25 protein-coding genes are annotated in these 26,327 nt (G+C 74.2%); 13 read left to right on the top strand and 12 right to left on the bottom strand.

The window, feature by feature from the left end; all coding sequences use genetic code 11:
• Positions 1-15: 15 nt before the first annotated feature.
• Positions 16-1,335 (bottom strand): MFS transporter, encoded by a 1,320-nt coding sequence (locus J2S63_RS05695; protein ID WP_310299726.1) that lies wholly within the window; start codon positions 1,333-1,335, stop codon positions 16-18.
• Between the two features lie 41 nt (positions 1,336-1,376).
• Here J2S63_RS05695 and J2S63_RS05690 point away from each other — a divergent pair, with 41 nt between their 5' ends.
• Genes J2S63_RS05690 through J2S63_RS05680 form a run of 3 tightly spaced genes read left to right on the top strand, consistent with a single transcriptional unit; the run spans position 1,377 to position 2,775 of the window.
• Complete coding sequence (locus J2S63_RS05690) at positions 1,377-1,712, top strand: ribosomal protein L7/L12 (RefSeq protein ID WP_310299724.1); 336 nt, start codon at positions 1,377-1,379, stop codon at positions 1,710-1,712.
• Entirely contained in the window at positions 1,709-2,353 is a 645-nt protein-coding gene (locus J2S63_RS05685) for an HAD family hydrolase (RefSeq protein ID WP_310299721.1), read from the top strand. The genes J2S63_RS05690 and J2S63_RS05685 overlap by 4 nt, the downstream gene beginning before the upstream one ends.
• Before the next feature lie 38 nt (positions 2,354-2,391).
• Positions 2,392-2,775, top strand: a complete 384-nt coding sequence (locus J2S63_RS05680; RefSeq protein WP_310299719.1) for a cold-shock protein — start codon at positions 2,392-2,394, stop codon at positions 2,773-2,775.
• Here the strand turns inward: J2S63_RS05680 and J2S63_RS05675 are convergent.
• Complete coding sequence (locus tag J2S63_RS05675) at positions 2,772-4,160, bottom strand: MFS transporter (protein ID WP_310299716.1); 1,389 nt, start codon at positions 4,158-4,160, stop codon at positions 2,772-2,774. The two genes, J2S63_RS05680 and J2S63_RS05675, sit on opposite strands and share 4 nt — an antisense overlap.
• 92 nt (positions 4,161-4,252) lie before the next feature.
• On the opposite strand from J2S63_RS05675, the gene J2S63_RS05670 reads away from it, so the two are divergent.
• The gene (locus tag J2S63_RS05670) at positions 4,253-5,029 is read left to right on the top strand and encodes a DUF3027 domain-containing protein (RefSeq protein ID WP_310299713.1); all 777 of its coding nucleotides are present in this window, start codon (positions 4,253-4,255) and stop codon (positions 5,027-5,029) included.
• A gap of 14 nt (positions 5,030-5,043) precedes the next feature.
• Here J2S63_RS05670 and J2S63_RS05665 read toward each other — a convergent pair whose 3' ends face one another.
• Positions 5,044-5,763, bottom strand: a complete 720-nt coding sequence (locus tag J2S63_RS05665) for a hemerythrin domain-containing protein (RefSeq protein WP_310299710.1) — start codon at positions 5,761-5,763, stop codon at positions 5,044-5,046.
• A gap of 105 nt (positions 5,764-5,868) precedes the next feature.
• Between J2S63_RS05665 and J2S63_RS05660 the strand changes: the two genes are divergently transcribed.
• From J2S63_RS05660 to J2S63_RS05645, 4 genes are all read left to right on the top strand, one after another.
• Positions 5,869-9,264, top strand: coding sequence for an ATP-binding protein (locus J2S63_RS05660; RefSeq protein ID WP_310299708.1), 3,396 nt, complete (start codon positions 5,869-5,871; stop codon positions 9,262-9,264).
• A gap of 75 nt (positions 9,265-9,339) precedes the next feature.
• Positions 9,340-10,290, top strand: coding sequence for an alpha/beta hydrolase (locus tag J2S63_RS05655; protein WP_310299705.1), 951 nt, complete (start codon positions 9,340-9,342; stop codon positions 10,288-10,290).
• Complete coding sequence (gene npdG, locus J2S63_RS05650; protein ID WP_310299701.1) at positions 10,287-10,958, top strand: NADPH-dependent F420 reductase; 672 nt, start codon at positions 10,287-10,289, stop codon at positions 10,956-10,958. Before J2S63_RS05655 ends, npdG begins: the two co-directional genes overlap by 4 nt.
• 1 nt (position 10,959) lies before the next feature.
• Positions 10,960-12,189, top strand: a complete 1,230-nt coding sequence (locus J2S63_RS05645; protein WP_310299698.1) for an acyl-CoA dehydrogenase family protein — start codon at positions 10,960-10,962, stop codon at positions 12,187-12,189.
• Positions 12,190-12,201: 12 nt separating this feature from the next.
• On the opposite strand, the gene J2S63_RS05640 is transcribed toward J2S63_RS05645, so the two are convergent.
• On the bottom strand, positions 12,202-12,423 hold the full coding sequence (locus J2S63_RS05640) for a hypothetical protein (RefSeq protein ID WP_310299696.1): 222 nt from the start codon (positions 12,421-12,423) through the stop codon (positions 12,202-12,204).
• Between the two features lie 189 nt (positions 12,424-12,612).
• Here J2S63_RS05640 and J2S63_RS05635 point away from each other — a divergent pair, with 189 nt between their 5' ends.
• The 3 genes from J2S63_RS05635 to ald all read left to right on the top strand — a co-directional run bounded on the left by J2S63_RS05635 (position 12,613) and on the right by ald (position 15,640).
• Complete coding sequence (locus J2S63_RS05635) at positions 12,613-13,755, top strand: sensor histidine kinase (RefSeq protein ID WP_310299692.1); 1,143 nt, start codon at positions 12,613-12,615, stop codon at positions 13,753-13,755.
• A complete protein-coding gene (locus tag J2S63_RS05630) occupies positions 13,752-14,420 on the top strand; it encodes a response regulator (RefSeq protein WP_310299689.1) in 669 nt (222 codons plus the stop codon). Before J2S63_RS05635 ends, J2S63_RS05630 begins: the two co-directional genes overlap by 4 nt.
• A 104-nt stretch (positions 14,421-14,524) precedes the next feature.
• Complete coding sequence (ald, locus tag J2S63_RS05625) at positions 14,525-15,640, top strand: alanine dehydrogenase (RefSeq protein ID WP_310299686.1); 1,116 nt, start codon at positions 14,525-14,527, stop codon at positions 15,638-15,640.
• Here the strand turns inward: ald and J2S63_RS05620 are convergent.
• The 6 genes from J2S63_RS05620 to J2S63_RS05595 form a co-directional block, all read right to left on the bottom strand.
• Positions 15,633-16,790: a PQQ-dependent sugar dehydrogenase gene (locus tag J2S63_RS05620; RefSeq protein ID WP_310299683.1), complete on the bottom strand. Its 1,158-nt coding sequence runs from the start codon at positions 16,788-16,790 to the stop codon at positions 15,633-15,635. The two genes, ald and J2S63_RS05620, sit on opposite strands and share 8 nt — an antisense overlap.
• Positions 16,791-16,799: 9 nt before the next feature.
• On the bottom strand, positions 16,800-17,789 hold the full coding sequence (locus tag J2S63_RS05615; protein WP_310299681.1) for an alpha/beta fold hydrolase: 990 nt from the start codon (positions 17,787-17,789) through the stop codon (positions 16,800-16,802).
• Positions 17,790-18,074: 285 nt separating this feature from the next.
• Entirely contained in the window at positions 18,075-18,710 is a 636-nt protein-coding gene (locus tag J2S63_RS05610; protein ID WP_310299678.1) for a response regulator, read from the bottom strand.
• Positions 18,703-20,145: a sensor histidine kinase gene (locus tag J2S63_RS05605; RefSeq protein WP_310299675.1), complete on the bottom strand. Its 1,443-nt coding sequence runs from the start codon at positions 20,143-20,145 to the stop codon at positions 18,703-18,705. Before J2S63_RS05605 ends, J2S63_RS05610 begins: the two co-directional genes overlap by 8 nt.
• Positions 20,146-20,234: 89 nt before the next feature.
• Positions 20,235-20,639 carry a hypothetical protein gene (locus tag J2S63_RS05600; protein WP_310299672.1) on the bottom strand — a complete coding sequence of 135 codons (405 nt, stop codon included), beginning with the start codon at positions 20,637-20,639 and terminating at the stop codon, positions 20,235-20,237.
• 105 nt (positions 20,640-20,744) lie between these two features.
• The gene (locus tag J2S63_RS05595; RefSeq protein ID WP_310299670.1) at positions 20,745-22,277 is read right to left on the bottom strand and encodes an adenylate/guanylate cyclase domain-containing protein; all 1,533 of its coding nucleotides are present in this window, start codon (positions 22,275-22,277) and stop codon (positions 20,745-20,747) included.
• Between the two features lie 62 nt (positions 22,278-22,339).
• Here J2S63_RS05595 and ilvD point away from each other — a divergent pair, with 62 nt between their 5' ends.
• Positions 22,340-24,025, top strand: coding sequence for a dihydroxy-acid dehydratase (ilvD, locus tag J2S63_RS05590; RefSeq protein ID WP_310299667.1), 1,686 nt, complete (start codon positions 22,340-22,342; stop codon positions 24,023-24,025).
• Positions 24,026-24,040: 15 nt separating this feature from the next.
• Complete coding sequence (locus J2S63_RS05585) at positions 24,041-24,601, top strand: pyridoxamine 5'-phosphate oxidase family protein (RefSeq protein WP_310299662.1); 561 nt, start codon at positions 24,041-24,043, stop codon at positions 24,599-24,601.
• 24 nt (positions 24,602-24,625) lie between these two features.
• Here the strand turns inward: J2S63_RS05585 and J2S63_RS05580 are convergent, their stop codons facing one another.
• Both J2S63_RS05580 and J2S63_RS05575 read right to left on the bottom strand, forming a co-directional pair.
• Complete coding sequence (locus J2S63_RS05580) at positions 24,626-25,660, bottom strand: M36 family metallopeptidase (protein ID WP_310299659.1); 1,035 nt, start codon at positions 25,658-25,660, stop codon at positions 24,626-24,628.
• A 51-nt stretch (positions 25,661-25,711) separates the two neighbouring features.
• Positions 25,712-26,227 (bottom strand): hypothetical protein, encoded by a 516-nt coding sequence (locus J2S63_RS05575; protein WP_310299656.1) that lies wholly within the window; start codon positions 26,225-26,227, stop codon positions 25,712-25,714.
• Positions 26,228-26,327 lie beyond the last annotated feature (100 nt).

Below are 26,327 nucleotides of genomic sequence, written 5' to 3'. Positions count from 1 at the left end.
ACGATACCGACGTGGTCAGCGGCGTGGGGTCGCGTGCTGGGCCACCCAGTCCGGCTCGTGCTCCCGCAGCCAGGCCCGGGTCTGCCGGCGGTAGCGCCAGACCTGGGTGAGGCCGAGGCCCCAGAGGACGTACTGGAAGGACATCGCCCAGCGGAACGCCTCGGGGGTGTACGCCGACGAGCTGCCCGGGGTGCGCCAGTCCAGGATCACGCCGATCGCCACGACCAGCACGAGGCTGGCGTAGAAGCCGCCCTGGTTGATGATCCCCGTGGCGGAGGCCATCCGCTCGGCCGGGTTGGAGGTGCGCCCCAGGTCGAACCCGATCATCGAGGCGGGGCCTCCGACGCCGGTGACCACGACGAGCAGGAGCAGCAGCCAGAACGGAGCCTGGCCGGGCCACGCGAGCACGACCGTCCACACCGTGACGATCGCGCCGACGATTGAGAGCACGAGGGTCGAGCGGTGCCAGGGCCGGACCGTGATCCGCCAGCCCAGCACCGGACCGGCGCTCATCACCGCGACCACCATGACCGTGAGGAGCACGCCGGCCGCGGCCTGGCTCTGCCCCTCGCCGCGGACGAAGAACGGGTAGCCCCACAGCATGCCGAGCGTCGTCGCGCTGAACTGCGTGGAGAAGTGCATCCAGAACCCGAGTCGCGTGCCCGGGTGCTCCCACGACGCCGCGAGCGAGGCCCGGATCTCGTCCGGCCGCAGCTGCGGACCACGGTGGGACCGCCGCCCCGGTGCGTCGTGGACGAACAGCACGAGCAGGACCACCAGGACGATCCCCATCGAGGCCGCGGCGAGGTAGGCCCTGGTCCAGCCCAGCTCCCGCAGGGCGACGGTCATCGGGGCCGCGGCGAGGATCGCGCCCATCTGGCCGAGGACGCCGGTGAGCTGGGTGATGAGCGGGATGCGGCGCGCACCGAACCACGTGTTGACCAGGCGCAGCACGCAGATGAACGTCATCGCGTCGCCCATCCCGACGAACAGTCGCGCCACGAGGGCGGCGGGATAGGTCTCGGCGAACGCGAAGCCGGTCTGCGCGAGGGTCAGCACCACCGCCCCGGTCGTGAGGACCCGACGCGGCCCGAAGCGGTCGACGAGCAGGCCCACCGGGATCTGCATGCCGGCGTACACCAGGAGCTGGAGCATCACGAACGACGACAGCTGGGCGGCGTTGATGCCGAACCGCTCGGTCGCGACGAGGCCGGCGACGGCGAGCGAGGAGCGGTGGAACACCGCGAGGAGGTAGGTGCTGAGCGCGACCACCCAGATGACCACCGCCTGGCGCAGACGGCGCTCTGCGGGCTCGCTGGTCGGGATCGTGCTCACTGGCTCAATCGTACGGCGCGAGGCCTCCGTAGGCTGACCACATGCTGGTCTGGGTGATCGTCGTGCTGCTTCTCGCGGCCGGGCTCGTCACGCTCGCCCACGCCCGGACGTCGCGGGGGACCGGGCCGCAGCGCCACGTCCCGCCGGAGTACGCCGAACCGGGTCGCTGCGTGGTCGTCCTCGGCAGCCCCGGCCCCCGGCCCGCCGAGACCCTCGCCACGGTGCGCGAGACCACCGGGGTCGGCCTGCGGCAGGCGCGGGACTGGCTGGCCGCTGCCCCCTGCGCGATCGCCGGTGGGCTGAGCCGGGAGAGCGCCGACCGCCTCCGGGAGCGGCTCGAGCGCACCGGGGCCTCGGCGTGGGTGCGGGACTCGTGAGCACCACCGGCCCGGTCGTGGGGTTCGACCTCGACATGACGCTGATCGACACCCGTCCCGGGTTCGCGGCCTGCCTGCGCGTGCTGGCGGAGGAGACCGGCCTGGCCTTCGACGTCGACGGGATGGTCGAGGCGCTGGGGCCGCCGCTGGACCTGATGCTCCGTCCCTACGCGGAGGCCGACGAGATCCCCGGCCTGGTCGACCGGTTCCGCGCGATGTACCCCGAGATCGCCGTCGCCCCCACCCTCGCCCTGCCCGGCACCCACGAGGCGATCGCCGCCGTCCGGGCCGGTGGCGGCTCGGTCGTGGTCGTGACCGGCAAGTTCACCCCCAACGCCCTGCTGCACACCGAGGCGCTGAGCTTCGACGTCGACCACGTGGTCGGCGAGGTCTGGGGGGTCGGCAAGGCCGAGGTGCTGCGCGAGCACGGGGCGACGGTCTACGTCGGCGACCACGTCCACGACGTCGAGGGCGCCCTCGCCGCGGGGGCGACGAGCGTCAGCGTGCTGACCGGCGGGTGCACCGAGGCCGAGCTCCGTGAGGCCGGCACCCACCACGTGCTGCGCGACCTCACCGAGTTCCCCGGCTGGTGGAGCGGGCACCTCGCCACCGGTGCGACCGCCTTCGCACCCGGACCGTAGGCTTTGGGTCGCAGACCAGGACGAGCGAAGGAGCACCGGTGCCAACGGGCAAGGTGAAGTGGTACGACGTCGAGAAGGGCTTCGGCTTCCTGTCGAAGGACGAGGGCGGCGACGTCTTCGTGCGCTCGGCCGCGCTGCCCGACGGTGTGGCCACCCTCAAGCCCGGGACGCGCGTGGAGTTCGGCATCGCCCAGGGCCGTAAGGGTGACCAGGCGCTCCAGGTCCGCGTCCTCGACGCCCCGGCCTCGGTCGCCAAGGCGATGAAGAAGAAGCCCGCCGAGATGGTCAACATCATCGAGGACCTCTACCGCCTGCTGGAGAACGTCGAGAAGGGCTACCGCGCCGGTCGCCACCCCGACCCCAAGACCGCCAAGCCGACGGCGATGCTGCTGCGCGCGCTGGCCGACGAGCTCGAGCCCTAGGCAGGCGCCGGGTCGTCGCGGCGCACGCCCGCCACCACCCAGCAGGCCACGGCCACGAGCAGCAGCGCGGCCGTGCCCAGGCCGACCCGCGGCACGAGCGGCAGCGCGATGCCCAGGAAGCCGCCGAGCACCCACGAGAGCTGCAGCAGGGTCTCGGACCGCGCGAACGCGCTCGCCCGGGTGTGCCCGGGCACGTCGCGCTGGATGAGGGCGTCGAGCGAGAGCTTGCCCAGCGACTGGCTCACCCCCGCGGTCAGGCCGAGCGCGACCAGGGCGAGCAGGCCGTAGAACAGCGCCCCGCCCACCACGGCGACGGTGTCGGCGATCAGCACCACGACCACGACCACCTCGGCCCGCAGGTTGCGCAGCATCGACCCGAGGGCGATGCCGATCGTGTTGCCCAGCCCGGCCGCACCGATCACCAGCCCCAGCAGGAGCGCGGGCCGGTCCTCCCACCCGGGCAGCGGCTCGACCCGGATGAGGAACGCCATGTAGAGCGTGAGGAACCCGCTGAGCAGCCGCAGCCCCGCGTTGCAGCGCAGCGCCCGCACCACCAGGGCGGGCACGAGGGCGCGACGGCGCCCGACCCGCGAGGACTCCTCGCCGCCCGGCTCGTCGGCCCGGGCCGGCAGCAGGATCGCGAGGATCGTGCCCCCGACGAAGACCGCGAACGCGTAGCGCAGCGACCACTCCGGGCCGGCCAGCGAGGCCAGCAGCGCCAGGGGGGCGGACACCCCGGCCCCGACGATGCCCGCCAGCGAGATGCGCGAGTTGGCCTTGACGAGACCGAGCCGCTCCGGCGCGAGGCGGGGTACGGCGGCCGCGCGCGTCACGCCGTACGCCTTGGAGGAGACGAGGACCCCCAGGGCCGCCGGGAACATCGCGATCGACTCGCCCCCGACGGCGTCGGCGAGCACCCAGCAGAGGAAGGCCCGGACCGCCATCGTGGTGCCGACCGCCCAGCGCCGGCCGCGGCCGAACCGGTCGAGCACCGGTCCGATCAGCGGGGCGACGACGGCGAACGGCAGCATCGTGAGCGCGAGGAAGAGCGCCACCTGGCCGCGCGCCTGCTCGGTCGGCACCTGGAAGAACAACGTGCCCGCCAGGCTGATCGCGACGGCGGCGTCGCCGGCGGCGTTGAAGGCGTGCAGCTCGATCAGCCGCGCGAGACCGGACTCGCCGGCCCCCTCCGCGTGGCTGGCGCGACGCGCCTGACGCACGACGTAGCGCGCTCCGCGGCCGGTGGCCCCGCCGACGCGCTGGGCGCCGTGGGCGGTGGCGGCCCCGGTCACCCGGACGCCGCGGCCCGTGGCACCCGCCGCACGGCGCAGGCGTCCTGCCCGGCTCGGTCGCGGGGGGTCGGGTGCGGGGTCCTCGTCGGCCACGGGTCCATCTTGCCCGGCCGGTCGACGGCTCCCGTGGCCCGCCACGAGGACCCGGCAGACACCGGTTGGGTGCGTGTAGCAGAATCGCGCCCGTGGCCAAGGGGAAGAAGATCAAGGTGCCCAAGCTCGACGACCGGGGCGCCGAGGCGGTCGAGGCGGCGCGCGAGGCGCTCCTCGCGCTGGTCGACGCCGCCCAGGTGGGCGAGCACCTCGGCACGCAGGCCGAGGCCACCAAGGTGGTCACCCACTTCTTCGCCTGCACCCAGGCGGGCTACCGCGGCTGGCGCTGGTCGGTCACCGTCGCCCGCGCGCCCAAGCAGAAGTCGGTCACCGTCGACGAGGTCGTGCTGCTCCCCGGCGACGAGGCGATCCTGGCCCCGGAGTGGGTCCCCTACAAGGAGCGCATCCAGCCCGGCGACCTCAGCCCCGGCGACCTGCTCCCCACCGAGGACGACGACCCGCGCGTCGTCCCGGCGCTGACCGGCCTCGAGGACTACCCCGACAGCCGCCAGCTCAAGGAGGTCAGCGAGGAGCTCGGCCTCGGCCGCCCGCGCGTGATGTCGGTCGAGGGTCGCGACCTCGCCTCCGAGCGGTGGTACGACGGCAACCACGGTCCCGACACCGACCTGGCCAAGGCCGCGCCGGGCCAGTGCGACGAGTGCGCCTTCTTCGTGCGTCTGTCCGGCCCGCTCGGCCGGCTGTTCGGCGCGTGCGCCAACGCCTACGCCAACGACGACGGCCGCGTGGTCTCGGTCGACCACGGCTGCGGCGCCCACTCCGAGGCCCGCCTGCACAAGCGCAACCTGCCCCAGCCCCTCCCCGAGCCCGCGCTGGACACCCTGCGCTGGGAGGACCTCGAGACCTTCTAGACCGGGCGCGAGGTTCAGACGTAGCGGAACGCGACCGCCTCCCGGCGCAGGAACCGCGGCTCGAGGACGCGCTTGAGCAAGCGCTGGGGGAGGTCGAGGAACGGCTCCACCTCGGCGACCTTGTCGGCCGGCAGCGCCTTGAACACCCACGGCACGGCGAAGGGGATGATCCCCAGGCCGTACTCCTTGGCGATCGCCCTCTCCGAGGTCGCCCACTCCTCGGGGGTCATCAGCTCCTGGATGAGCGGGATCGCCTCGCGCTCCTCGCCGGCCAGGTGGGTGACCAGCAGCTCCCGGACCTCGGTGACCTCGAGGTCGAGGGCGTTGCGGTGGTCGGTGCACGGGTGCTCGACCATCGCCGCGAAGGCGTCGGTGCACGCCTGGAGGGCGGGGTCGATCTGCTCGTGGTCGGTCTCCATCGCGTCGAGCACGGCGACGTCGTCGAGACGCCCGAGCGCGGCGGCGTGGGCGCGGGTGGCGGGCCAGATGTGGGTGTCCTCGGCCTCGTGGTGGTGGTGCAGCACCTCGAAGAAGCGGGCCCACCGGGCCTGCAGCGCGACCCACACGGCGTGCTCGCCGACCGGCGTACGCCGGGCCGCGGCGACGAAGTCGGTCAGGTCGCGGCGGAAGGCGTAGTGCATGCCGTACATCCCGGTCATGTCCAGCGGACCCCTCGCGACGTGGGCCTGGCCGGGCAGGTCGAGCTGGGGGCGGTCGGTGGTGGTGGTGCTCATCGGTCACTCCTGGGGTCGGGGCGGGTCGTCCCCGCCGTGGCACCACCGTCGGACGACCCCCTTGCGCGCCGCTTGAGCGCGGCTTGGCCGTTGTAGCCTCGCCGCGTGGTGAGGGTGAGGGTGCTGGGGACGACCGGGGTGACGGGGGACGACGGTCAGCCCGTCGACATCCCTGCCCGCAAGCGGCGCGCGATCCTGGCCGCGCTGGTGCTGCGGCGCGAGGGCGCCTCGGCCGACGGCCTGCTCGACCTGGTCTGGGGCGAGTCCTCGCAGCGCGCCGGTCACGGGTCGCTGCACTCCTACGTCTCGGGCCTGCGCCGCGCGCTCGAGCCCGGCCTCGGACCCCGCCAGCGACCGACGACGCTGCTCACCACCGACCAGGGCTACCGGCTGGCCCTGCCGCCCGAGGCGGTCGACGCGCTCGTCTTCGCCGACGTGGTCCGCAGCCGCCACCGCGTGCTCGGCCCGCTGGCGGGGCAGCTCACCGGCGGGGACCAGGCAGGCTGGCCGAGCCGGGCCGAGGTCTCCGCGCACGTCGAGGCGCTCGAGCAGGCACTGGCGTCCTGGAGCGGCGAGCCGTACGCCGACCTGCCGGACCACCCGGACGTCCTCGCCGAGCGGGCCGCGCTGGAGGAGCTGCGGCTGACCGCCGAGGAGGACCGGGTCCTCGGGCTCCTCGCGCTCGGCGACCACGCGACCGTGGTGGCCGCGACCGAGCAGGCGACGGCCCGCCACCCGCTGCGCGAGCGACTGTGGGCCCTGCACGCGCTGGCCCTGACCCGGGCCGGGCGCCAGGGCGACGCGCTGGCCGCGCTGCGCCAGGCCCGGACCCACCTCGCCGACGAGCTCGGTCTCGACCCCGGCCAGGAGCTGCGCGACCTCGAGCAGGCGGTCCTCCAGCAGGACCCGGCGCTGCACCGGTGGCTGCGCGGGTCCCCGAGCCCGCCTCGTCCGGCTGACCGGGCGGCGGAGCGCCTCGACCGGACGCGGCCGGTGCCGCGCGCCCGGGTCCCGTGGGAGACGGTCGGGCGGGCCGCGGAGGAGCGCGCGCTGACCGGACTCCTCGAGCAGGCCGCCGGCGGTGACCTCGCGCTCGGGACCCTGGTCGGCGAGCCCGGCATCGGCAAGTCGCGCCTGGTCGAGCAGGTCGTGGCCGAGGCCCGCGCGATGGGCTTCGCGGTCGGCGTCGGACGGTGCTCCCAGGACGACGGCGCGCCCCCGCTGTGGCCGTGGCGTGCGGTCCTGCGGGCGATCGCCGAGCAGCGCGCCGAGGAGCCGCCGCGGGTCAGTCTCGACACCGACGCCGAGGACCCCGAGCGGGCGGCCTTCGACGCCTGGGAGTCGCTCGCCACCGTCGTACGCCGGTGGGCCGCCGAGCAGCCGGTGCTCGTCGTGCTCGAGGACTTGCACTGGGCCGACCGCGCCACGCTCCGCGCGCTGGCCCACCTGGTGGCCACCCAGGACGACGGCGTCGCGCTCGCGGTGCTCGCGACCCGGCGGCCGTTCCCGCCGCCCGAGGGCACCTCCGGTGACGTCGAGGAGCTCCTCACCCGCCGCCACGCGACCCGCCTCGACCTGGGCGGGCTCACGCGCGAGGAGAGCCGGGCGCTGGTCGCCCACGTGGCCGACCAGCCTGTCCCCGACGCCCAGGTCGACAACTGGCACGAGCGGTCCGGGGGCAACCCGTTCTTCCTGGTCGAGCTGGCCCGCACCCGCGCCGGCGAGCTGGTGCCCTCCACGCTCCGCGAGCTGCTGCTGCGGCGCCTCCACCCGCTGCCCGACGGGACCGCAGACCTCCTGCGCCAGGCGGCGGTGGCCGGCCGGGAGTTCTCGCTCGAGGTGGTCGCCGCGGCCGCGGGCGCCGATCCCGACGCCGTCGACCGCGCGCTCGACGACGCCCGGGCGCTCGGGCTCGTGCGCGACCGCGAGGTCGGCCGGCTGGCGTTCGACCACGCCCTGACCCGCGACGCACTGGTCGGCGCGCTCCCTCCGGTGCGCCGGGCCCGCCTGCACGCCCGCGTGGCGCACGCGCTGGAGACCGACGCCGACCTGGCGCTCGTCGTGCCCGAGCAGGAGCGGGTCTCCGAGCTCGCCTCCCACTGGCTGGCTGCCGGCCCGACCCACGCCGCCCGGGCCTGGCGCGCGGCCGTCGCGGCCGCCGAGCTGGCCCGGCGCGCGTTCTCCCACGAGGAGGCGATGACGTTGATGGGGCAGGCCGTCGAGGCGCACCGGCGCGACCCCGCCGGCACCCGGGTGGAGCGCTTCGACCTGCTGATGAGCCGCGCACGCGACGCCCAGCGACTGGGGGACTGGAAGGTCGTCATCGAGGCGGCGAGCGAGGCGGTCTCGCTGGCCCGCCTGGACCGCGACCTGCCGCGGCTGGCCCGCGCGGCCGCCGCGCTGAGCCACCTCACGCTGTGGAGCGTGCGCCAGTGGCACGAGGTCGACGAGGACGTGGTCGAGGACCTGCGCTGGGCTCTGGCGGAGGTGGGCGACGCCGACAGCGCCGACCGCTGCCGGCTCCTGGGCGCGCTGGCGATCGAGCTCTACTACCTGCCCGGGGCCATCGCGGAGCGGCAGGCGCTGGCCCACGCCACGGTCGACCTCGCCGAGCGGCTGGGCGACCCCGCGCTGCGCTGGTGGGCGCTGCGCGCGGCCTACATCGCGCTGTGGTTCCCGAGCACCGTCGAGGACCGGCTGCGCTGGGCCCACGGCAGCCTCGCCGCCGCCCGCGAGTGGGGCGACGCCGACGCCGAGGCGCTGTCGACGGCCGCGGTCGCGGGCACCGCGCTCGAGCTCGGCGACCTGGAGACCTTCGGCACCTACCGCGACCTGGCGTGGGCGCAGGCGCGCCGCCGACGCCTGTCCTACGTGATCATCGCGATGTCGTTCATCGACCTGTGCGTCGCGGTGATCAGTGGCGACGCCCGCAGCGCCGCCGTCGCGATCGAGGAGCTGCGTCGGCTGCGGTCGTGGGTGGAGGTCCCCGGCCAGGACATGCACGAGTTCGGCACCGGGCTGATCGCTGGGTTCTGGAGCGGCGAGGTCGACGAGGGCGTGCTCCAGATGGCGCTGGCCGCGGCCGCGATGCCCGGCGGGGACATCATGCGCGGCTCGCTGCTCCACCTCCTGGCCCGCCTCGAACGCCCGGAGCTGCCCGGGTTCCTCGCCGAGATCGACGGCTACGCGCCCGAGCCCGCGACCTGGAGCAGCCCGGCCGACGACGCCGCCGACGCCGAGCTCGCGGCCGCGCTCGGCGACCTCGACCGCGCCCGCCGCGCCCGCGAGGCCCTCCGGCCGCTCGAGGGCCGGATGGTGGTCGCCGGGATCTCGCTGATGTACGGCCCGGTGGACGGCTACCTCGCGCTGCTCGAGGCGCTCCTCGGTGAGACCGAGCGGGCCGCGGGGCTCGCCGACCGTGCCCTGGCGGTCGCGTCGGCGCAGGGCTGGGACCTCTACGTCGCCTGGCTCGAGGGCTACCGGCAGCGCCTCGGTTTCTGACCGCCGTACCGACCGCCGGTCGTCGGTGCTGGGACGGTGGCGGCGCCTCCTCGGGCACCCGGCATGATGGCCTGCATGCCCGACCAGCCCGTGGACCCCCACATCGCCGGACTGCTCCAGATGATCGCCGACTCCGGCTACCCCCCGATGCACGAGGGCACGCCGGAGGACGCCCGCAAGGCCTTCCGCGCCATGACCTCCGACCTGGTCACCGACGAGACCCGCGTGCCGGTCGCCTCGGTGGAGGAGCGCCGCGTGCCGTCGGGCGACGGCGAGCAGGACGCCCGCGTCTACCGCCCCGAGGGGGAGGGGCCGTTCCCGACGGTCCTCTACCTCCACGGCGGCGGGTTCGTGATCGGCGACCTCGACACCCACGACCAGACCTGCCGGCGGATCGCCAAGGACTGCGCGGCGGTCGTCGTCGCGGTCGACTACCGGCTGGCTCCCGAGCACCCGTTCCCGGCCGCCGTCGAGGACTGCGTGGCCGCTGCCCGCTGGGCCGTCGACCACCTCGGCGAGCTCGGCGGCACCGACGTGCTCGGCGTGGGCGGCGACAGCGCCGGCGGCAACCTGGCCGCGGTCGTGTCCCAGACGGTGCGAGGCCTGGCGGCGCAGCTGCTGTTCTACCCCGCGACCGACGCCCTGGGTGACTACCCCTCGCGCCACGAGAACGCCGAGGGCTACTTCCTCGAGCTGGCGACGATGGAGTGGTTCTTCGCCGCCTACGCCGGCGACGCCGACCTCGGGGACGGGCCTGACCCGCGCCACTCGCCGATCCAGGGCGAGCTCGCCGGCCAGCCGCCGGCCGTGGTCGCGGTCGCGGGCTACGACCCGCTGCGCGACGAGGGCATCGCCTACGCCGAGGCCCTGCGGGCCGCGGGCACCGAGGTCGAGCTGCTCCGCTTCGACTCCCTGATCCACGGCTTCGCCGACATGGTCTTCAGCCCCGGCGCCGACGAGGCCGTCGGCACCACCCTGGCCAGGTTCTCGGCCCTGCTGCACTCCGACCGGAAGGACCTCTCATGACCGACAGCCTCCTCGAGGGCAGGACCGTCGCCGTGCTCGGCGGCACCGGCCCGCAGGGTCGCGGCCTGGCCCGGCGCTGGGCCACCGCGGGCATCCCCGTGGTGATCGGCAGCCGCAACGCCGAGCGTGCCGAGGCCGCCGCCGCCGAGCTGGCCGAGGCCACCGGAGGACAGGTCAGCGGGTCCGACAACGGCGGCGCCGCCCAGCAGGGCGACATCGTCGTCGTCGCGGTCCCGTGGGACGGCCACAAGGAGCTGCTCGAGCAGCTCGCGGCCGACCTCGCCGGCAAGGTCGTCGTCGACTGCGTCAACCCGCTGGGCTTCGACAAGCAGGGCGCCTACGCGCTGCCGGTGGAGGAGGGCTCGGCCCTGCAGCAGGCGACCGCCGTCCTCGCCGACTCGACCGTCGTCGGGGCCTTCCACAACGTCAGCGCCGTGCTCCTCGACGACCCCGAGGTGGACCGGGTCGACACCGACGTGCTCGTCCTCGGCGACGTCCGCGAGGCCACGGACCTCGTGCAGGCGCTCGCCGACGCGATCCCCGGCGTCCGCGGGGTGTACGGCGGCCGCGCGCGCAACGCCCACCAGGTGGAGGCGTTCACCGCCAACCTGATCTCGGTCAACCGTCGCTACAAGGCCCACTCCGGCCTGCGGGTCACGGACGTCTGAGATGTATCCGGCCTACCCCGCTCCCAGCGACCGCGCCCTCGCCCTCGAGCAGGAGCTGCGGGACTTCCTCGACATCGAGGTGCTCCCCGCCGAGGCCGCCTACCTGCGCCACCTCGAGGTCCACGGCCACGCGGTCACCCACGCCCCGCCGGTGGTCGAGGAGCTCAAGGTCAAGGCGCGCGAGCGCGGCCTGTGGAACCTCTTCCTGCCCGCCGAGTCCGACCTCACCCAGCTGGAGTACGCCGCCCTCGCCGAGCTGACCGGCTGGAGCCAGGAGCTCGCCCCCGAGGCGCTCAACTGCGCCGCGCCGGACACCGGCAACATGGAGCTGCTGCACCTGCTCGGCACCGAGGAGCAGAAGCAGCAGTGGCTCGAGCCGCTCCTCGACGGACGGATCCGCTCGGCCTTCGCGATGACCGAGAAGGCGGTCGCCTCCTCCGACGCGACCAACATCGAGACCTCGATCGTGCGCGACGGCGACGAGTACGTCATCAACGGCCGCAAGTGGTGGATCAGCGGCTCGGCCGACCCGCGGTGCGCGGTGCTGATCGTGATGGGCAAGACCGACCCCGAGGCCGCCTCGCACCGCCAGCAGTCGATGGTGATCGTGCCGATGGACACGCCGGGCATCGAGATCGTGCGCAACCTGCCGGTCTTCGGGTTCCTGCACTGGCAGGGGCACTGCGAGCTCCAGCTCACCGACGTCCGCGTGCCGGTGACCAACATCCTCGGCGAGGAGGGCGGGGGCTTCGCGGCTGCCCAGGCCCGGCTCGGGCCCGGCCGCATCCACCACGTGATGCGCGCGCTCGGGGCGGGGGAGCGGGCCCTGGCCACGATGGTCCAGCGCTCCACCTCGCGCACCGCGTTCGGCAGGACGTTGGCCGAGCAGGGCGTCGTGCGCCAGAAGATCGCCGAGGCCCGCATCGCGCTCGACGCGGCGCGGGCGCTGTGCCACCTCGCGGCGTACACGATCGACAGCCAGGGCAACAAGGCCGCGCGCCACCTGGTCTCCGAGGCCAAGGTGATGGTGCCCCGCACGGTGCTCCAGATCATCGACGACGCGATCCAGGTGCACGGCGGGGCGGGCGTCTCCCAGGACACCCCGCTGTCGGAGATGTACGGCTGGCACCGTGCGATGCGCATCTTCGACGGGCCCGACGACGTGCACCTGCTGACGCTCGCGCGGGCCGAGTTGCAGCGGGAGCCCCTGGTGAGGCTCCCGCTGCGCTGAGGCGGCCTTCGCTCAGCGGGTCGCGCCGGCGTGGTCGCGGGACCTGCTGGTCGCGGCGCGCACCAGGATCGCGACGGTCATCACGATGAGCAGCAGCACCGACAGCAGGAAGCCGAACCACAGCACGTCGTCGAGGACCCACAGCACGTCCTTCCCCGAGCCGATGATGGCGTTGGGCACGAGCAGCGCGAGCGTGACGCCGGCCAGGATGAGGTAGTTGCGTCGGGTGATCATGGCGGACCTCCGGGTCTCTCGGGCCGGTCGTCCTGACCGGTGCTCAGCACGCTAGACCGACTCTGCGGCCGCACGCGTCTGCCGCTGGGATGATCGTGGACTCTGCCTGGAGGAGGACGCCGGTCCCGCGCGGGTCCCGAGTGCGCCGACACCCTTGTGAGGCGAGCCGGGCGCTCCTACTGTCCGAGCATGGGAAGGCCCTGGGCGCGGCTCTCGCCGCTGGACGTGGTCCTTGCCGTGCTCGCCGTGCTGGTCGGGTGGGTCGAGGTGCAGACCGGCGGCGTCGCGTGGCCACGGAGCCTCCTGGTCAGCCTCCCTCTCGCCGTGCCGGTGGTCCTGCGCACCCCCCTGCCGCTGCTCGCGGCCGTGCTCGGCGGCCTCGTCCTGCCCGCGAGCCTGTGGGAGGTCTCCGGCGCCGAGTCCCTGGCCGCGGTGGCCGTCCCCATGCTGGCGCTCTACTCCGCGGGGCGTGCGCTGTCCCTGGCCGGAGCCGGCTTCGCGCTGGCGACGTGCGTGGCCAGCATCGGCGTCGCCGTCCGGGCGTCCGCCGGCCTCCACCTCTCCGACGCCGTGGTCCTGTCGCTGGGGATGCTGCTGGCGGTCGGGGTGGGACGGGCCTCCCGCGAGATGCTCTTCGAGGCCGACCAGGTGCGCGAGGAGGCGGCGCGCGCTGCCCGGCAGCACGAGCAGGACGTGGCCGCGGCCACCGCCGACGAACGGCTGCGCATCGCCCGCGAGCTGCACGACGTGCTGGGGCACGCGATCAGCGTGATGGGCCTCCAGGCCGCCGCCGTACGCCGCCGCCTGCGGCCCGAGCAGCAGGTGGAGAGCGACGCGCTCCTGGCCGTCGAGGGGGCGGGTCGCCAGGCGGTCGAGGAGCTGCGCCGGCTCCTCGGGGTGCTGCGGACGCCGTCGGAGGCCGGGGACGAGGCCTTCGGGCTCGGCTCCTCGGCCCGGGCGGCGGCCGTGGTCGACGAGGTGCGCGCCGCCGGCCTGCAGGTCGAGAGCGCCGGCATCGAGCACGTCGACGACCTCAACCCCGCGCTGGCCCTGACCGTCGTGCGCATCGTCCAGGAGGGCCTGACCAACGCGCTGCGCCACGCCCCGGCCAGCCGGGCCAGCGTCCGGGTGGACCGCGCCGACGGCTGGCTCACCATCACGGTCGAGGACGACGGGGGCGGGCGGGTCGCCCGCGTCCCGTCCGACGGTCACGGCTTCGGGCTGGTGGGCATGGCCGAGCGGGTCAGCGTGTTCGGCGGCACGCTGGAGGCGGGACCGCGCGAGGAGTCGGGCTTCGCGCTGCGCGCGGCGCTGCCGGAGGTCGCGCGGTGACCGGGACCGTGCGGGTGCTGCTGGCCGACGACCAGGAGCTCGTGCGCACCGGCCTGCGCATGATCCTGGAGACCGAGCCCGACCTCACGGTGGTCGGCGAGGTGGGGGACGGGGAGGCGGCGGTCCGCGCGGCCGCGCGGCTGGCGCCGGACGTGGTCGTGATGGACATCCGGATGCCGCGCCTCGACGGGGTCGAGGCGACCCGCCGCGTCGTGGCCGGAGGTCCGGACACCCCCCGGGTGCTGATCGTGACCACCTTCGACAGCGACTCGCTCCTCGGCGACGCGCTCCGAGCGGGGGCGAGCGGCTACCTGCTCAAGAACGCCCCGGCCGAGCAGATGGTCGACGCCGTGCGCGCGGTCGCGGCGGGGGAGGGCCTGCTGTCACGCGAGGTCACCCGGCGTGTGATCGAGGGGTTCGCGGGGGCCGGCCGGTCCGCGCCGGACCCGGCGCTCGTCGTACGCCTCGAACGGCTGACCGACCGCGAGCGGGAGGTGCTCGGGCTGGTCGCGCGCGGGCTCTCCAACCAGGAGATCGCCGACGAGCTGTTCCTCAGCACGGGCACGGTGAAGACCCACGTGGCGCGCCTCCTCGCCAAGCTCGAGGTCCGCGACCGCGTGGCGGCGGTCGTCCTCGCCTACGAGTCGGGTGCCGCGGGGCGCTGAACGCAGGCCGAATTGCTGCGTTTTCCCTCGAATGCGGCGGCTTGGATTGCGGATCCAGTGGGAAGAGACCGATGATGGAGCCCGATTCCGCGACAGGAGGACCCATGAGGATCGGCATCCCGAAGGAAGTCAAGAACCACGAGTACCGCGTGGCCATCACGCCCGTCGGGGTGCACGAGCTGGTCAAGCACGGGCACTCCGTCGTCGTCCAGAAGGACGCCGGCGTCGGGTCGCAGATCCCCGACGAGGAGTACGTCGCCGCCGGCGCCACGATCATCGACTCCGCCGACGAGGTCTGGGGCGGCGCCGAGATGGTGCTCAAGGTCAAGGAGCCGGTCGCCGAGGAGTACCACCGCCTCCGTGACGACCTGACGCTGTTCACCTACCTCCACCTCGCCGCCGACAAGCCCCTCGCCGAGGAGCTGCTGCGGCGCGGCACCACCGGCATCGCCTACGAGACGGTGCAGCTGCCGTCGGGCGGGCTGCCGCTGCTCTACCCGATGTCGGAGGTCGCGGGCTGCCTCGCGCCCCAGGTCGGCGCCCACTCGCTCATGCGCGCCCAGGGCGGCCGCGGCGTCCTGCTCGGCGGCGTCGGCGGCGTGGCCCAGGCCAAGGTCGTCATCATCGGCGCCGGCGTCTCGGGCCAGAACGCCGCCAACATCGCCCTCGGCATGGGCGCCGACGTCACCTTGCTCGACACCGACCTCGACAAGCTGCGGATGTCGTTCTGGCGCTACAACAACCGCGTCCACGGCCTCGCCTCGTCGTCGCTGGCGATCGAGCAGCAGGTGATGGAGGCCGACCTGGTCATCGGCGCCGTGCTCATCCCCGGCGCGGCCGCGCCCAAGCTGGTCAGCAACGACCTGGTCTCGCGCATGAAGCCCGGCTCGGTGCTCGTCGACATCGCGGTGGACCAGGGCGGCTGCTTCGAGGACACCCGTCCGACGACCCACGCCGACCCGACGTACACCGTCCACGGCTCGGTGTTCTACTGCGTGGCCAACATGCCGGGCGCGGTGCCCAACACCTCGACGTACGCCCTGACCAACGTGACGCTGCCCTACACCGTCGCGCTGGCGGACAAGGGCTGGCAGCAGGCCTGCCGCGACGACAAGGCCCTCGCGCTGGGGCTCAACACCCACGCCGGGCAGCTCACCAACGCCCCGGTCGGCGAGGCGGTCGGCATCGAGCCGGTCAGCCTCGAGTCCGTCCTCACCTGAGGGTCACCTGGAGGACCCGGTCGTCGCCGCGACGCGGCGCCCCGCGCCCGTCCCGGTTGGACGTGGTCACCCACAGCGTCCCGTCGGGGGCGGCGGTCACCGTGCGCAGGCGGCCGTGGTCGCCGACGAACCAGCCCCGCGGCCTGCCCACGCCGTCGGTGGTGACGGGCACCTGCCACAGCCGCTCGCCCTTGAGCGCCCCGGCCCACAGCGAGCCGTCGAGGTAGGCCAGGCCCGAGGGCGAGGCGTCGTCGGTGCGCCAGGTGACGAACGGGTCGCGGTAGTCCTCGCTGCCCGGTCCCTCCCCGCGACCCTCGTAGACGGGCCAGCCGTAGTTGCGGCCCTTCTCGACCAGGTTGAGCTCGTCCCAGGTCTGCTGGCCGAACTCGGTCGCCCAGAGCCGGCCCTGGTCGTCGTACGCCAGGCCCTGGACGTTGCGGTGGCCCATCGTCCACACCGGTGACCCGCGGCGGGGGTTGTCCGGCGCGGGCCGGCCGTCGGGGGTGATGTGCAGGATCTTGCCGCCGAGCGAGCCGACGTCCTGCGCGAGCTCGGGCACGCCGGTCTCGCCGGTGGAGACGAACAGCGTGCCGTCCGTCGCGAACAGCAGCCGGCCGCCGTCGTGGATGAACCCGTTGGGGATGCCGGTCAGCACCGGCTCGACGCTGCCCATGCGCCCGTCCCGCACGGTGAAGCGGACGACGCGGTTGTCGGACTCGGTGGAGACGTAGGCGAAGACCGTGCGGTCCTCGGCGTACGACGGGGAGGCGGCCAGGCCGAGCAGCCCCGCCTCGCCGCGGGGTGCGGCGACCTCGACCCGGCCGACCTCGCGGGGGGCCCCTCCGCCGGCAGGGATCGACAGCACGCGGGTGCTGTCGCGCTCGCCCACCAGTGCCGAGCCGTCGGGGAGGAACGTGACCCCCCACGGCACCTCCAGGCCCGTGGCGACCGTCCCGGTGACCCGGGGGCGGACCTGCCCGTCCGGGGTCGGGGCGACCGGCCGGGCGGTGACGGTCGAGGGCTGGGGCTCCGAGGGCTGGGGGCCCAGGGCGGCGGGGTCCCCGCTGCGGTCCTTGCCGGGGTCCCCGCCGCAGGCCGCGAGCAGCGCGGCCCCCACGGTCGCGGCGACGGCGACGGCGAGGCGGCTCATGCCTCGAGCCTAGGCAGCCGCCTCCACCCGCTCGCACAGCTCGAGCAGCATCGAGGTGATCTGCCGCGGGCGCTCGAGGGTGAGGAAGTGGGTGCCGAAGAGGTTGACGTAGGACGCCCCGGGGATCCGGTCGGCCGCGGTCCGCATGTCGCGGGTGGAGGCGAGGATGTCGAACTGGGCGCCGACGAACGCGCAGGGCACGTCCACCTTGGACAGCGAGACCCGCAGGTGGCGGGCGGAGTGCAGGGCGAGGTGCATGTACCAGTCGACCGGCGTGGTCAGGAACTCGCGCACGGTGCGCCGGACGTGCTCCCCGCGCGCGAACGGCATCATGAAGCCGCTCCACCGCAGGACCGTCGTGGAGATCGGCCCCATCGGGATGCGGCGGGCCACCGGCGTGAGGACGGGGCTGCCGGCCTTCATCGTGCGGGCGGCGGTGATGCTGAGCGGCTTGCGCAGCGCCCGCGGCACGAACATGGGGGCGAACATCGACTCGAAGGTGCCGCCGGGGACGCCGGCGACGGCGAAGATGCCCTTCACCCGCTGGGGGTGGCGGACGGCGAGCTCGAAGGCGGTGTTGACGCCGATCGACCAGCCCGCGAGGACCGCGGACTCGACCCCGGCGGCGTCCATGACGGCGATCGCGTCCTCGACGAACGCGTCGACCCCGCAGCGGTCGGGGTCGGAGGGGCGGGCGCTGCGACCGACCCCGCGGTGGTTCCAGGAGATGACCCGCACCGGGCAGTCGTCGCGCAGCAGGTCGGGCCAGGAGTAGGCGTTGGTGCCCAGGCCGTTGCACAGCAGGACGACCGGGCCGTCACCGCCGCGGTGCCAGGCCTCGTTGTGCCAGGCCTCGATCAGAGTGCCGTCGGCACTCGTGACGCGGTGGAACCGCACAGTCGACTGGTGGGGGAGGCGGGGCGCCTCGTCGGTGTCGCCGAGTCGGTTGGACGACGGGGCGCCCGGGTCGGCACGGAAGGCGTTCTCCTGCACTGGCATACCCGGAGTATCCCGAATCGGAGGCGAATCATGTCCGTTTGGTGCGGGAAGTCACGCCGTCAGCGCGTTCCGCCGGTGTGGACCCGCCGCACCCGCACCCCACAGGGCCGGACGGTCCCCGGGACAGGCCGGTCAGCCGTCGGCGGCGAGGGGCGCGGGGGCCGCGGGGTGGCCGGCCGGTCCCGGGGGCCTGGGGGGGGATCGGTCCGACGCGTCCGAGCCTAGGAGCCGGCGACGACAGTCCGATTGCCCTCGTGTGACATCTCGGTGAACGACCCTCGCCGATCAGGAGAGGTGCTCCCGCGCCCAGAGGGCGGCGCTGGTGCGGTCGAGCACCCCGATCTCGCGGAAGACGCGACCGAGGTGGGCCTTGACCGTGCGCTCGGTGATGCCGAGGGCGCGGGCGACCTGCTTGTTGGCCAGGCCCTGGGCGACCAGCCGCAGGACCTCCTCCTCGCGAGGGCTGAGGGCGGGACCGCCGCCGGGCGTGGGCAGCAGCGCCCCGGCGACCCGCGGGTCGAGGGGCACGTGGCCGCGAGCGGCGGCACGGATCGCGGCGAGGAGCTCCTCGGGCTCGCAGTCCTTGAGCACGTAGCCGGTGGCCCCGGCCGCCAGCACCTCTTGCACCCGGGCCCGGTCGGTGAACGAGGTGAGCACCAGCACGCGCACCTCGGGGTGCGCCGCGGCGATCGCGCGGGTCGCGGCGATGCCGTCGACGTCGGGCATGGAGAGGTCCATCAGCACCACGTCGGGCGCGACCGAGGCGACCAGGTCGACCGCCTCGCGTCCGTCGCCCGCCTCGCCGACGACCACGAACCCGGTCGTGGACTCCAGCAGCGAGCGCAGGCCGACGCGCACCAGCCGGTGGTCGTCGACCAGGGCGACGCGCACGGTCGCGGGCAGCTCCTCCACGTCAGCCATCCTGCCCTCCGGCCGGCTCGGTCGGGGCGCCGCTGCCCGCGACCTGCTGGACGACGCGCACGTGCGTGCCGCAGCCGACCCGTGAGGAGACCTGGCACGAGAGGCCCGGGGCGTCGGCCAGGTCGGCGAGGATCCGGAGCCCCAGGTGGCCGGGCCGCGGGTCGGCGAGCGTGGCCTCCACGTCGAACCCCGCCCCGTCGTCGACCACGTCGACCACGGCAGCCCCCGCCTCGCGGCTCAGCCGGACGGTGACCGTGCCCGGTCCGGCGTGGCCGACCGCGTTGCGGACCGACTCCTGGGCGAGGCGGAACAACCGGCGCCGCTGCTCCTCGTCGAGGCCCTGCTCGGCGGCGGGGTCGAGGTCGGTGCTCACGCGTACGTCGGCGGTCGTCGCGGTCTGCGCGAGGTCCTCCAGCGCCGGCACGAGCCCCCCGTCGACGAGGGCGGAGGGGTAGATGTCGGTCAGGAGGGTGCGCAGCGACCGGATGCTGCTGCGCACCGACGAGGCGGCCTCGTCGAGGGCGCCTGCGAGGGGGACGGCTCCGGCCCGCTGGGCCTGGGCGGCGGCGCCGGCCACGGTGAACGAGGTCGCGGCCAGCTCCTGGACGGGCCCGTCGTGCAGGCTCGCCGCGATCCGACGCCGCTCGGCCGCCCCCGCGTCGACCGCCCGCTCGAGCAGCGCGGCGCGCTGCCGCTCGTGCCGTCGTACGCGGGAGAACAGGTGCCACAGCAGCGGCCCGAGCAGGGCGAGCAGTCCGACCAGGCTGGCGACCATGATCGCCAGGAACCCCTTCCACAGCATGCTCGTGCGGTCGGTCACCGGGTCGTAGGAGGTGTAGATCTCGAACAGGCCGACCCGACCGTCGGGCAGGCCGATCGGCCGGTAGACCTCGACCAGCCTCCCCGTGCCGTCGAAGGTGTTCTCCGAGGCACTGAGGTCGGAGATCGACGCCTGTGTGGTCGAGGTGTCCAGCGCCTCCTGCTGCTCCCCGTCGAGGGCGAAGGTGCGCCCGACCAGCTGTGGCTCGTCGGCGTAGACCACGCGGCCGCCGGGCGCCCACAGCTTGACGCGTACGACGTCCTCGGCGAGCACCTGGGCGCGCACGACCCGGTCGAACCGGCGTACGGCGGCCGGACGCCCCGCGAGGAGCCCGGCGCTCAGTGCGGGGGAGACGACCGCGTCGGCGAGGACGCCGGCCTGGGTGACCGCGTCGGCGACGGCCTCGCGCTCGGCCAGCCGGCGGGCGGCCAGGGAGGCGCCGACGCCGATCACGAGCAGCACCACGAGGGTGCCGGCGACCAGCTGGGCGAGCAGGCGACGCGGGGCGACGGTGGTCCCGCTCTCGCGGGGTCCACCGTCGCCCAGCGTGTGCCAGACCGGTTCCACGTCGTCCTCCAGCACCAGGGGGTCGATGTCCAGGCTCTTGGGAGTCATCGTCGCCCTCGTGGTCGGGGTTGTCAGGAGGAGGGGTGGCGTGCGGGGTGCGAACCGGCCGGCCGTGGGTGCGCCCAGGGAGAAGGGGATCAGCGGGAGAAGGTGATCTGGCCGCGGCAGACGTTGCTGCCCCGGACCGCGCGGGCGACGATGACGTCGTCGCCGGGGCTGTTGGAGATCCGGCGCTCGACGGTGAACGAGCCGCTGGGGCCCTGGGTGGTGCGCCGGCCGCTGAGGAAGAGGGCGCCGTCGCGGCGCAGGCGCACCTCGAAGGTCTGCCCGGTGCGGTTGGTGTCGACCTCGAGCTCGACCTCGATGCGGCCGTCGTCGGCCTTGGCCTTGAGCTTCCAGACGCCGCGCTGGGAGCAGGAGCCGGTGCGGATCACGCGGTCGTCGCTGCCACCGGCCTGGGCGGGGGCGGTGCCGACCAGCGCGAGGCCGCCGGTCGCGAGGGTGGCGGCGGCGAGGGTGGCGAGGGTGCGCGAGCGGGTCATGGGGTCCTCCGAGGTCCGGGGGGCCACCGTGGTGGCGGCCGATGGGACGACCCTGCGGCCCGGCGACGGTCAGCGACCATCGGGCGATGGTCGTAGTACCAGCCCTCAGGAGCGCGGAGCGGCAACCCGGGTGGGCTCGCTGCGGCCCCGGACGGTGATCGGGTCGCGCTCCTCCCAGTGCCGGGCCTCCTCCGCGGTGGCCCCGGCGACCAGCGCGCAGTTGACCAGGACCAGGCGGTCGGTCTGCTTGGCGGCGGTGGTCAGGCGGGCGGCCTCGTTCACGGGGTCACCGATGACGGTGTACTCGTAGCGCTCGGGCGTCCCGACGTTGCCGGCCACGGCGCGGCCGGTCGAGACCCCGATGCTGGCGCGCAGCTCTGGCACCTCCTCGGCCAGTCGCCGCTGCATGGTGCGCGCCGCCTTCAGGGTGCACGTGTGCAGGTCCTGGGACTCCACCGGCGCTCCCCAGATCGCCAGGGCCGCGTCGCCCTCGAACTTGTTGACGAAGCCCTCGTGCTCGTGGACCACGTCGATGACGACCGCGAAGAACCGGTTGAGCAGCTCGACCACCTCGGCGGGCGGACAGTTCTCCGCCAGCGAGGTCGAGCCGATGACGTCGACGAACAGCACGGCGACCTCGCGCTCCTCACCACCGAGCTCGATGCCCCGCTCGAGTGCGGCGCGGGCGACGTCCTCGCCGACGTGGCGACCGAAGAGGTCGCGCAGGTGCTCCCGCTCGCGCAGCCCCTGCACCATCTGGTTGAACCCGGCCTGCAGCAGGCCGATCTCGGTGGAGTCGTAGATCGGCACCTCGACCTCGAGGTCGCCGTGGTCGACCCGCTCGACGGCCTCGCGCAGGGTCCGGATGGGCTCGCTGCTGGCCTCTGCCGCGGCGTACGACGACAGCAGGCCGATCGCCATCGCCAGGGCCCCGACCACGACGATCGTGACCGCGAGCTGGTCGAGGCTGATGTCCTCGGGCTCGATGAGGGCGCCGACGCCGAGCAGGATGATGCCGAGGACGCTGACCCCGGTGCCGAGCCACCAGGCGAACATCGCCCGGTTGCGCACCGACGGGACCCACCGTCTGGCCGGGATGCCGGTGGCCAGGACGCGACGGGCGACGGGTCGCAGCGAGCGCTCGGAGAGCAGGTAGGTCACGCACGAGGTGGCCGACCCCGCGAGCGCCACGATGAGCCCGAGCGAGACGCCCAGGGTGAGCGAGGCCCGCCAGTTGACCGCCGCGAGGATGACGGCGGCCCACACCCACAGGAACAGCTGGAAGAGGAAGATCCGGCGCGGCGCCTTGAGCACGTGGCGACGTTGCCGGTCGCTGATCGTGCCCGCGCTCTCGCTCGGCCGGAGCATCACCACGACCGGGTGCAGCGTGCGCCACGCGTGGTAGGACCCGATCACCCCGCCGAGGACGGCGAAGGCCAGGCCGAGCTGCACGCTCTGCACGCGGGCGTCGCTGACCGCGGGCGACTGGGGGAGGGGGACGACGAACAGGCACAGGACCGCGACGACGCCGACGCCGACCAGGTTGGAGACCGTGAGCCCGGACCCCAGCGCCAGCCTCACCTGCCACTCGGGGCTCAGGTGGGCGAACCAGTGCGAGGCCTGGCGACGGAACGTCACCACAGAACGGTAGCGGCGAGACCGGGCGAGCGACGCCGTACGGCCTTCGTAGACTCCGGACCATGACCGAGACCCCCGACATCAAGCCGCGCTCGCGCGAGGTCACCGACGGACTCGAGCGGGCTGCCGCACGCGGCATGCTCCGCGCGGTGGGCATGGGGGACGAGGACTTCGCCAAGCCGCAGATCGGCGTCGCCTCGTCCTGGAACGAGATCACGCCGTGCAACCTCTCCCTCGACCGGTTGGCCAAGGCGGTCAAGAACGGCGTGCACGCGGCCGGCGGCTACCCGCTGGAGTTCGGCACGATCTCGGTCTCCGACGGCATCTCCATGGGCCACGACGGCATGCACTTCTCGCTGGTCTCCCGCGAGGTCATCGCCGACTCCGTCGAGACCGTGATGATGGCCGAGCGCCTCGACGGCTCGGTGCTGCTCGCCGGCTGCGACAAGTCCCTGCCCGGCATGCTGATGGCGGCCGCGCGGCTCGACCTCTCGTCGGTCTTCCTCTACGCCGGCTCGACGATGCCCGGCCAGGTCGACGGCCGCGACGTCACGATCATCGACGCCTTCGAGGCCGTCGGCGCCTGCCTGGCCGGCAAGATCAGCCGCGAGGAGGTCGACCGCATCGAGCGCGCGATCTGCCCGGGCGAGGGGGCGTGCGGCGGCATGTACACCGCCAACACGATGGCCTCGGTCGCCGAGGCGATCGGCATGTCCCTGCCCGGCTCCGCCGCCCCGCCGGCCGTCGACCGGCGCCGCGACGGCTTCGCACACCGCTCCGGCGAGGCCGTGGTCGAGCTGCTCCGGCAGGGCATCACCGCCCGCCAGATCATGACCAAGCCCGCGTTCGAGAACGCCATCGCCGTCGTCATGGCGCTGGGCGGCTCGACCAACGCGGTCCTCCACCTGCTCGCGATCGCGCGCGAGGCCGAGGTCGACCTCACCCTCGACGACTTCACCCGCGTCGGCGCCAAGGTGCCGCACCTGGGCGACCTCAAGCCGTTCGGCCGCTACGTGATGAACGACGTCGACAAGATCGGCGGCATCCCGGTCGTGATGAAGCTGCTGCTCGACGCCGGCCTCATGGACGGCGACTGCCTCACGGTCACCGGCAGGACCATGGCGGAGAACCTCGAGGCCCTCGCGCCGCCGAAGGCCGACGACGACATCATCCGCGACCTCTCCCGGCCCATCCACCGCACCGGCGGCATCACGATCCTCAAGGGCTCGCTGGCCCCCGAGGGTGCCGTGGTCAAGTCCGCGGGCTTCGACGACGAGGTGTTCGAGGGGCCGGCACGGGTCTTCGACGGCGAGCGCGCGGCGCTCGACGCCCTTGCTGCCGACGAGATCCAGCACGGCGACGTCGTCGTCATCCGCTACGAGGGCCCCAAGGGCGGGCCGGGCATGCGCGAGATGCTCGCGATCACCGGTGCGATCAAGGGCGCCGGGCTCGGCAAGGACGTCCTGCTGATCACCGACGGCCGCTTCTCCGGCGGCACGACCGGCCTGTGCGTCGGCCACATCGCGCCCGAGGCGGTCGACGCCGGCCCGATCGCGTTCCTGCGCGACGGGGACCGCATCCGGCTCGACGTGGCCAACGGCCTGCTCGACGTGCCCGACCTCACCGACGAGGACCTCGCCTCCCGCAAGGAGGGCTGGTCCCCGCGCGAGCCCAAGTTCCGCACCGGCGTCCTCGGCAAGTACGCCAAGGTCGTGCAGTCCGCGGCGCACGGCGCCGTCTGCGGCTGAGCCTGCGCCGACGACATGGGCAAGGTCCACGAGCGCATCGACGACCGGCTGCGGGAGTTCATCGAGCGCCAGCCCGTCTTCTTCGTCGGCACGGCGCCCAGCGGCGAGGCAGGGCACGTCAACGTCTCGCCCAAGGGCCTGACCGACGGCACGTTCGCGGTGGTCGACGACCGCACGGTCGCCTACCTCGACCTCACCGCCAGCGGTGCGGAGACGATCGCCCACGTCCGCCAGAACGGCCGCATCGTGGTGATGTTCTGCTCCTTCGAGCGCAGCCCCGACGTGGTCCGGCTCCACGGTCGCGGCCGCGTCGTCACCCTGTACGACGACGAGTTCGCCCGCTGGTCGTCGTACTTCGAGGACAACCCGGCCGCGCGGGCCGTCGTGGTGGTCGAGGTCGACCGGGTCTCGACGTCCTGCGGCTTCGCCCTGCCGGTGGCGACCGGCTGGGAGCGGCGTGACCTGCTCACGCCCAACATGGAGCGGCGCGGGGCCGACGGGGTCGTGGCCTACCGCCGGCAGAAGAACCGGGTCAGCATCGACGGCCTGCCGGCCTTCGACGCCGACCCGGCCTGACCCGGCGCGACGCGACCCGCCGCGTCAGAGGATCCCGCGCGCGGTGAACGCCTTGCGGACCTGGTCCGCAGCCGACCTGCCGTAGAGCCGCTGGGCGGCCGCCACGGTCGCGGTGGCCGCGTCGCGGAACGAGGTGTCGGGCGCGAACGCGAACTGCGCCTCCACGATCGCGGTGCTGGCGCGGGTGTCGCCGAGCGCGGTGCGGATGTCCCACAGGGCCCGCGACCAGATCTCGCCGTCGGCGTGCACCTCGCCCTGGACGTCCTCGGGGTAGTGCTTCGTCCCGTCCAGGCGGCGCAGGCAGTGCGGCGTCCTGCGGGTGTACGAGGTCGAGTCCCAGTCGGCCACGCAGGCCTCGGGCGTCGTCGTCGGCGTGCCCGCGGCCCACGAGCTGACCGCGACCGCGAGGTAGTCGCCGAACGCCTCGCCGATCGAGCCGGACTCGAGGGTCGTGCCGAAGCCGGGCACCTGGCCGTCCTGCACGGAGTGGCCGTACTCGTGGACGACGACCTCGCCGTCCTCGCCGTCGTCGACGCCGCCCTTGCCGAGGGTGATGTTGGCCTTGTCGGGACGGAAGAAGGAGTTGTCGCCGCCGTACTGGTCGATGCGCAGCTCGATCTGGCGCTGGTTGACCGGCCGCAGGGTGGAGCCGAAGCCGAGGTGCTGGAGGTAGTGCTGGGCGGTGGTCACCCAGTAGTAGCCCATCACCTGCTCGAACCGGTCGTCGTCGCGGTGGTACGCCGGGAACGCGCCGCCGACCGCCTTGGCGGCCGGGCCCGTGGAGCTCTTCACCCGGACGTAGGAGCCGGCGAGCCGGCCGGAGCCGTCGAGGTCGGTGAGGGTGCGGGTGCGGTACTCCGGCCCGAACACCGGCAGGTCGGCGTCGCCGGCGTCGGTCAGCGACTGGTCCCCGCTGCTCTGCACGGGGTTGGGGAGGAAGACGGTGCCGGTGGCGGTGGACCCCGCCGAGGGAGCCCCGCTGGCGGGGGTGGCGGCCAGCGTGGCGGCGGGGAGGACGGCGGCGGCGAGCACGCTCGCGAGGAACGAAGGGGTGCGCATCGGGACATCCTGCTCCCGGACCGGCCCGGTCCACCAGCCCCGGAAGGGGGGTCAGGCGGTGGGGGAGCAGAGCCGGTCGTCGAGCGGCTCGCCGGTGCCCGGCTGGGCGCCGTACCTCGCCCCGGGGTCGGCGGCGACCGCGGCGTCGACGTCCTCCATCCGCAGGTGACGCCCCGGCCGGTCGCCGCCGTGCTGCCGGGCGACCTCGACGTGGATCGCCGCGCCGTGGTGGCCCTGGCGGAGGATCGCGTAGACCTGGTCGAGGACCCGGCACAGCCTGCGGCCGGGCGCGACCGTCACCGTCCCGGTGTAGGCCGCGGGGGCGGCCTGGTCGTCGTACGCCAGCGCGACGTCGACCACCCCGCGCAGGCCGCCCACCTCGGCGTAGAGGCGCGAGTCGGGGACGGCGGCGTACGCCGGCGCGGCGGGGTCCTGCGACCCGACGAGCACCCGGCCGAGCAGGGCGAGCACGAGGAGGACGGCCAGGCCGCCGACCGCGAGCAGGACGCGGCCCGACACCAGGTTGCTCGCGGCGACCTCACGTCGTCGCCTCCCCGCGGTGGCCACCGCGACATGATAAGCCATGAACCCGTGACGGGTTCGGGTCCTGCGTGATGGACCCCGGGATGGGTACGACGGGACCAGACCACCACTGATCCCCACCCCA

The sequence above is a fragment of the Nocardioides marmoribigeumensis genome, from assembly GCF_031458325.1.
In the GTDB taxonomy this organism is placed as follows: Bacteria; Actinomycetota; Actinomycetes; order Propionibacteriales; family Nocardioidaceae; genus Marmoricola_A; species Marmoricola_A marmoribigeumensis.
The sequence above is the reverse complement of the archived record's forward strand: the minus strand, read 5'-3'. Positions and strand labels throughout refer to the sequence as shown.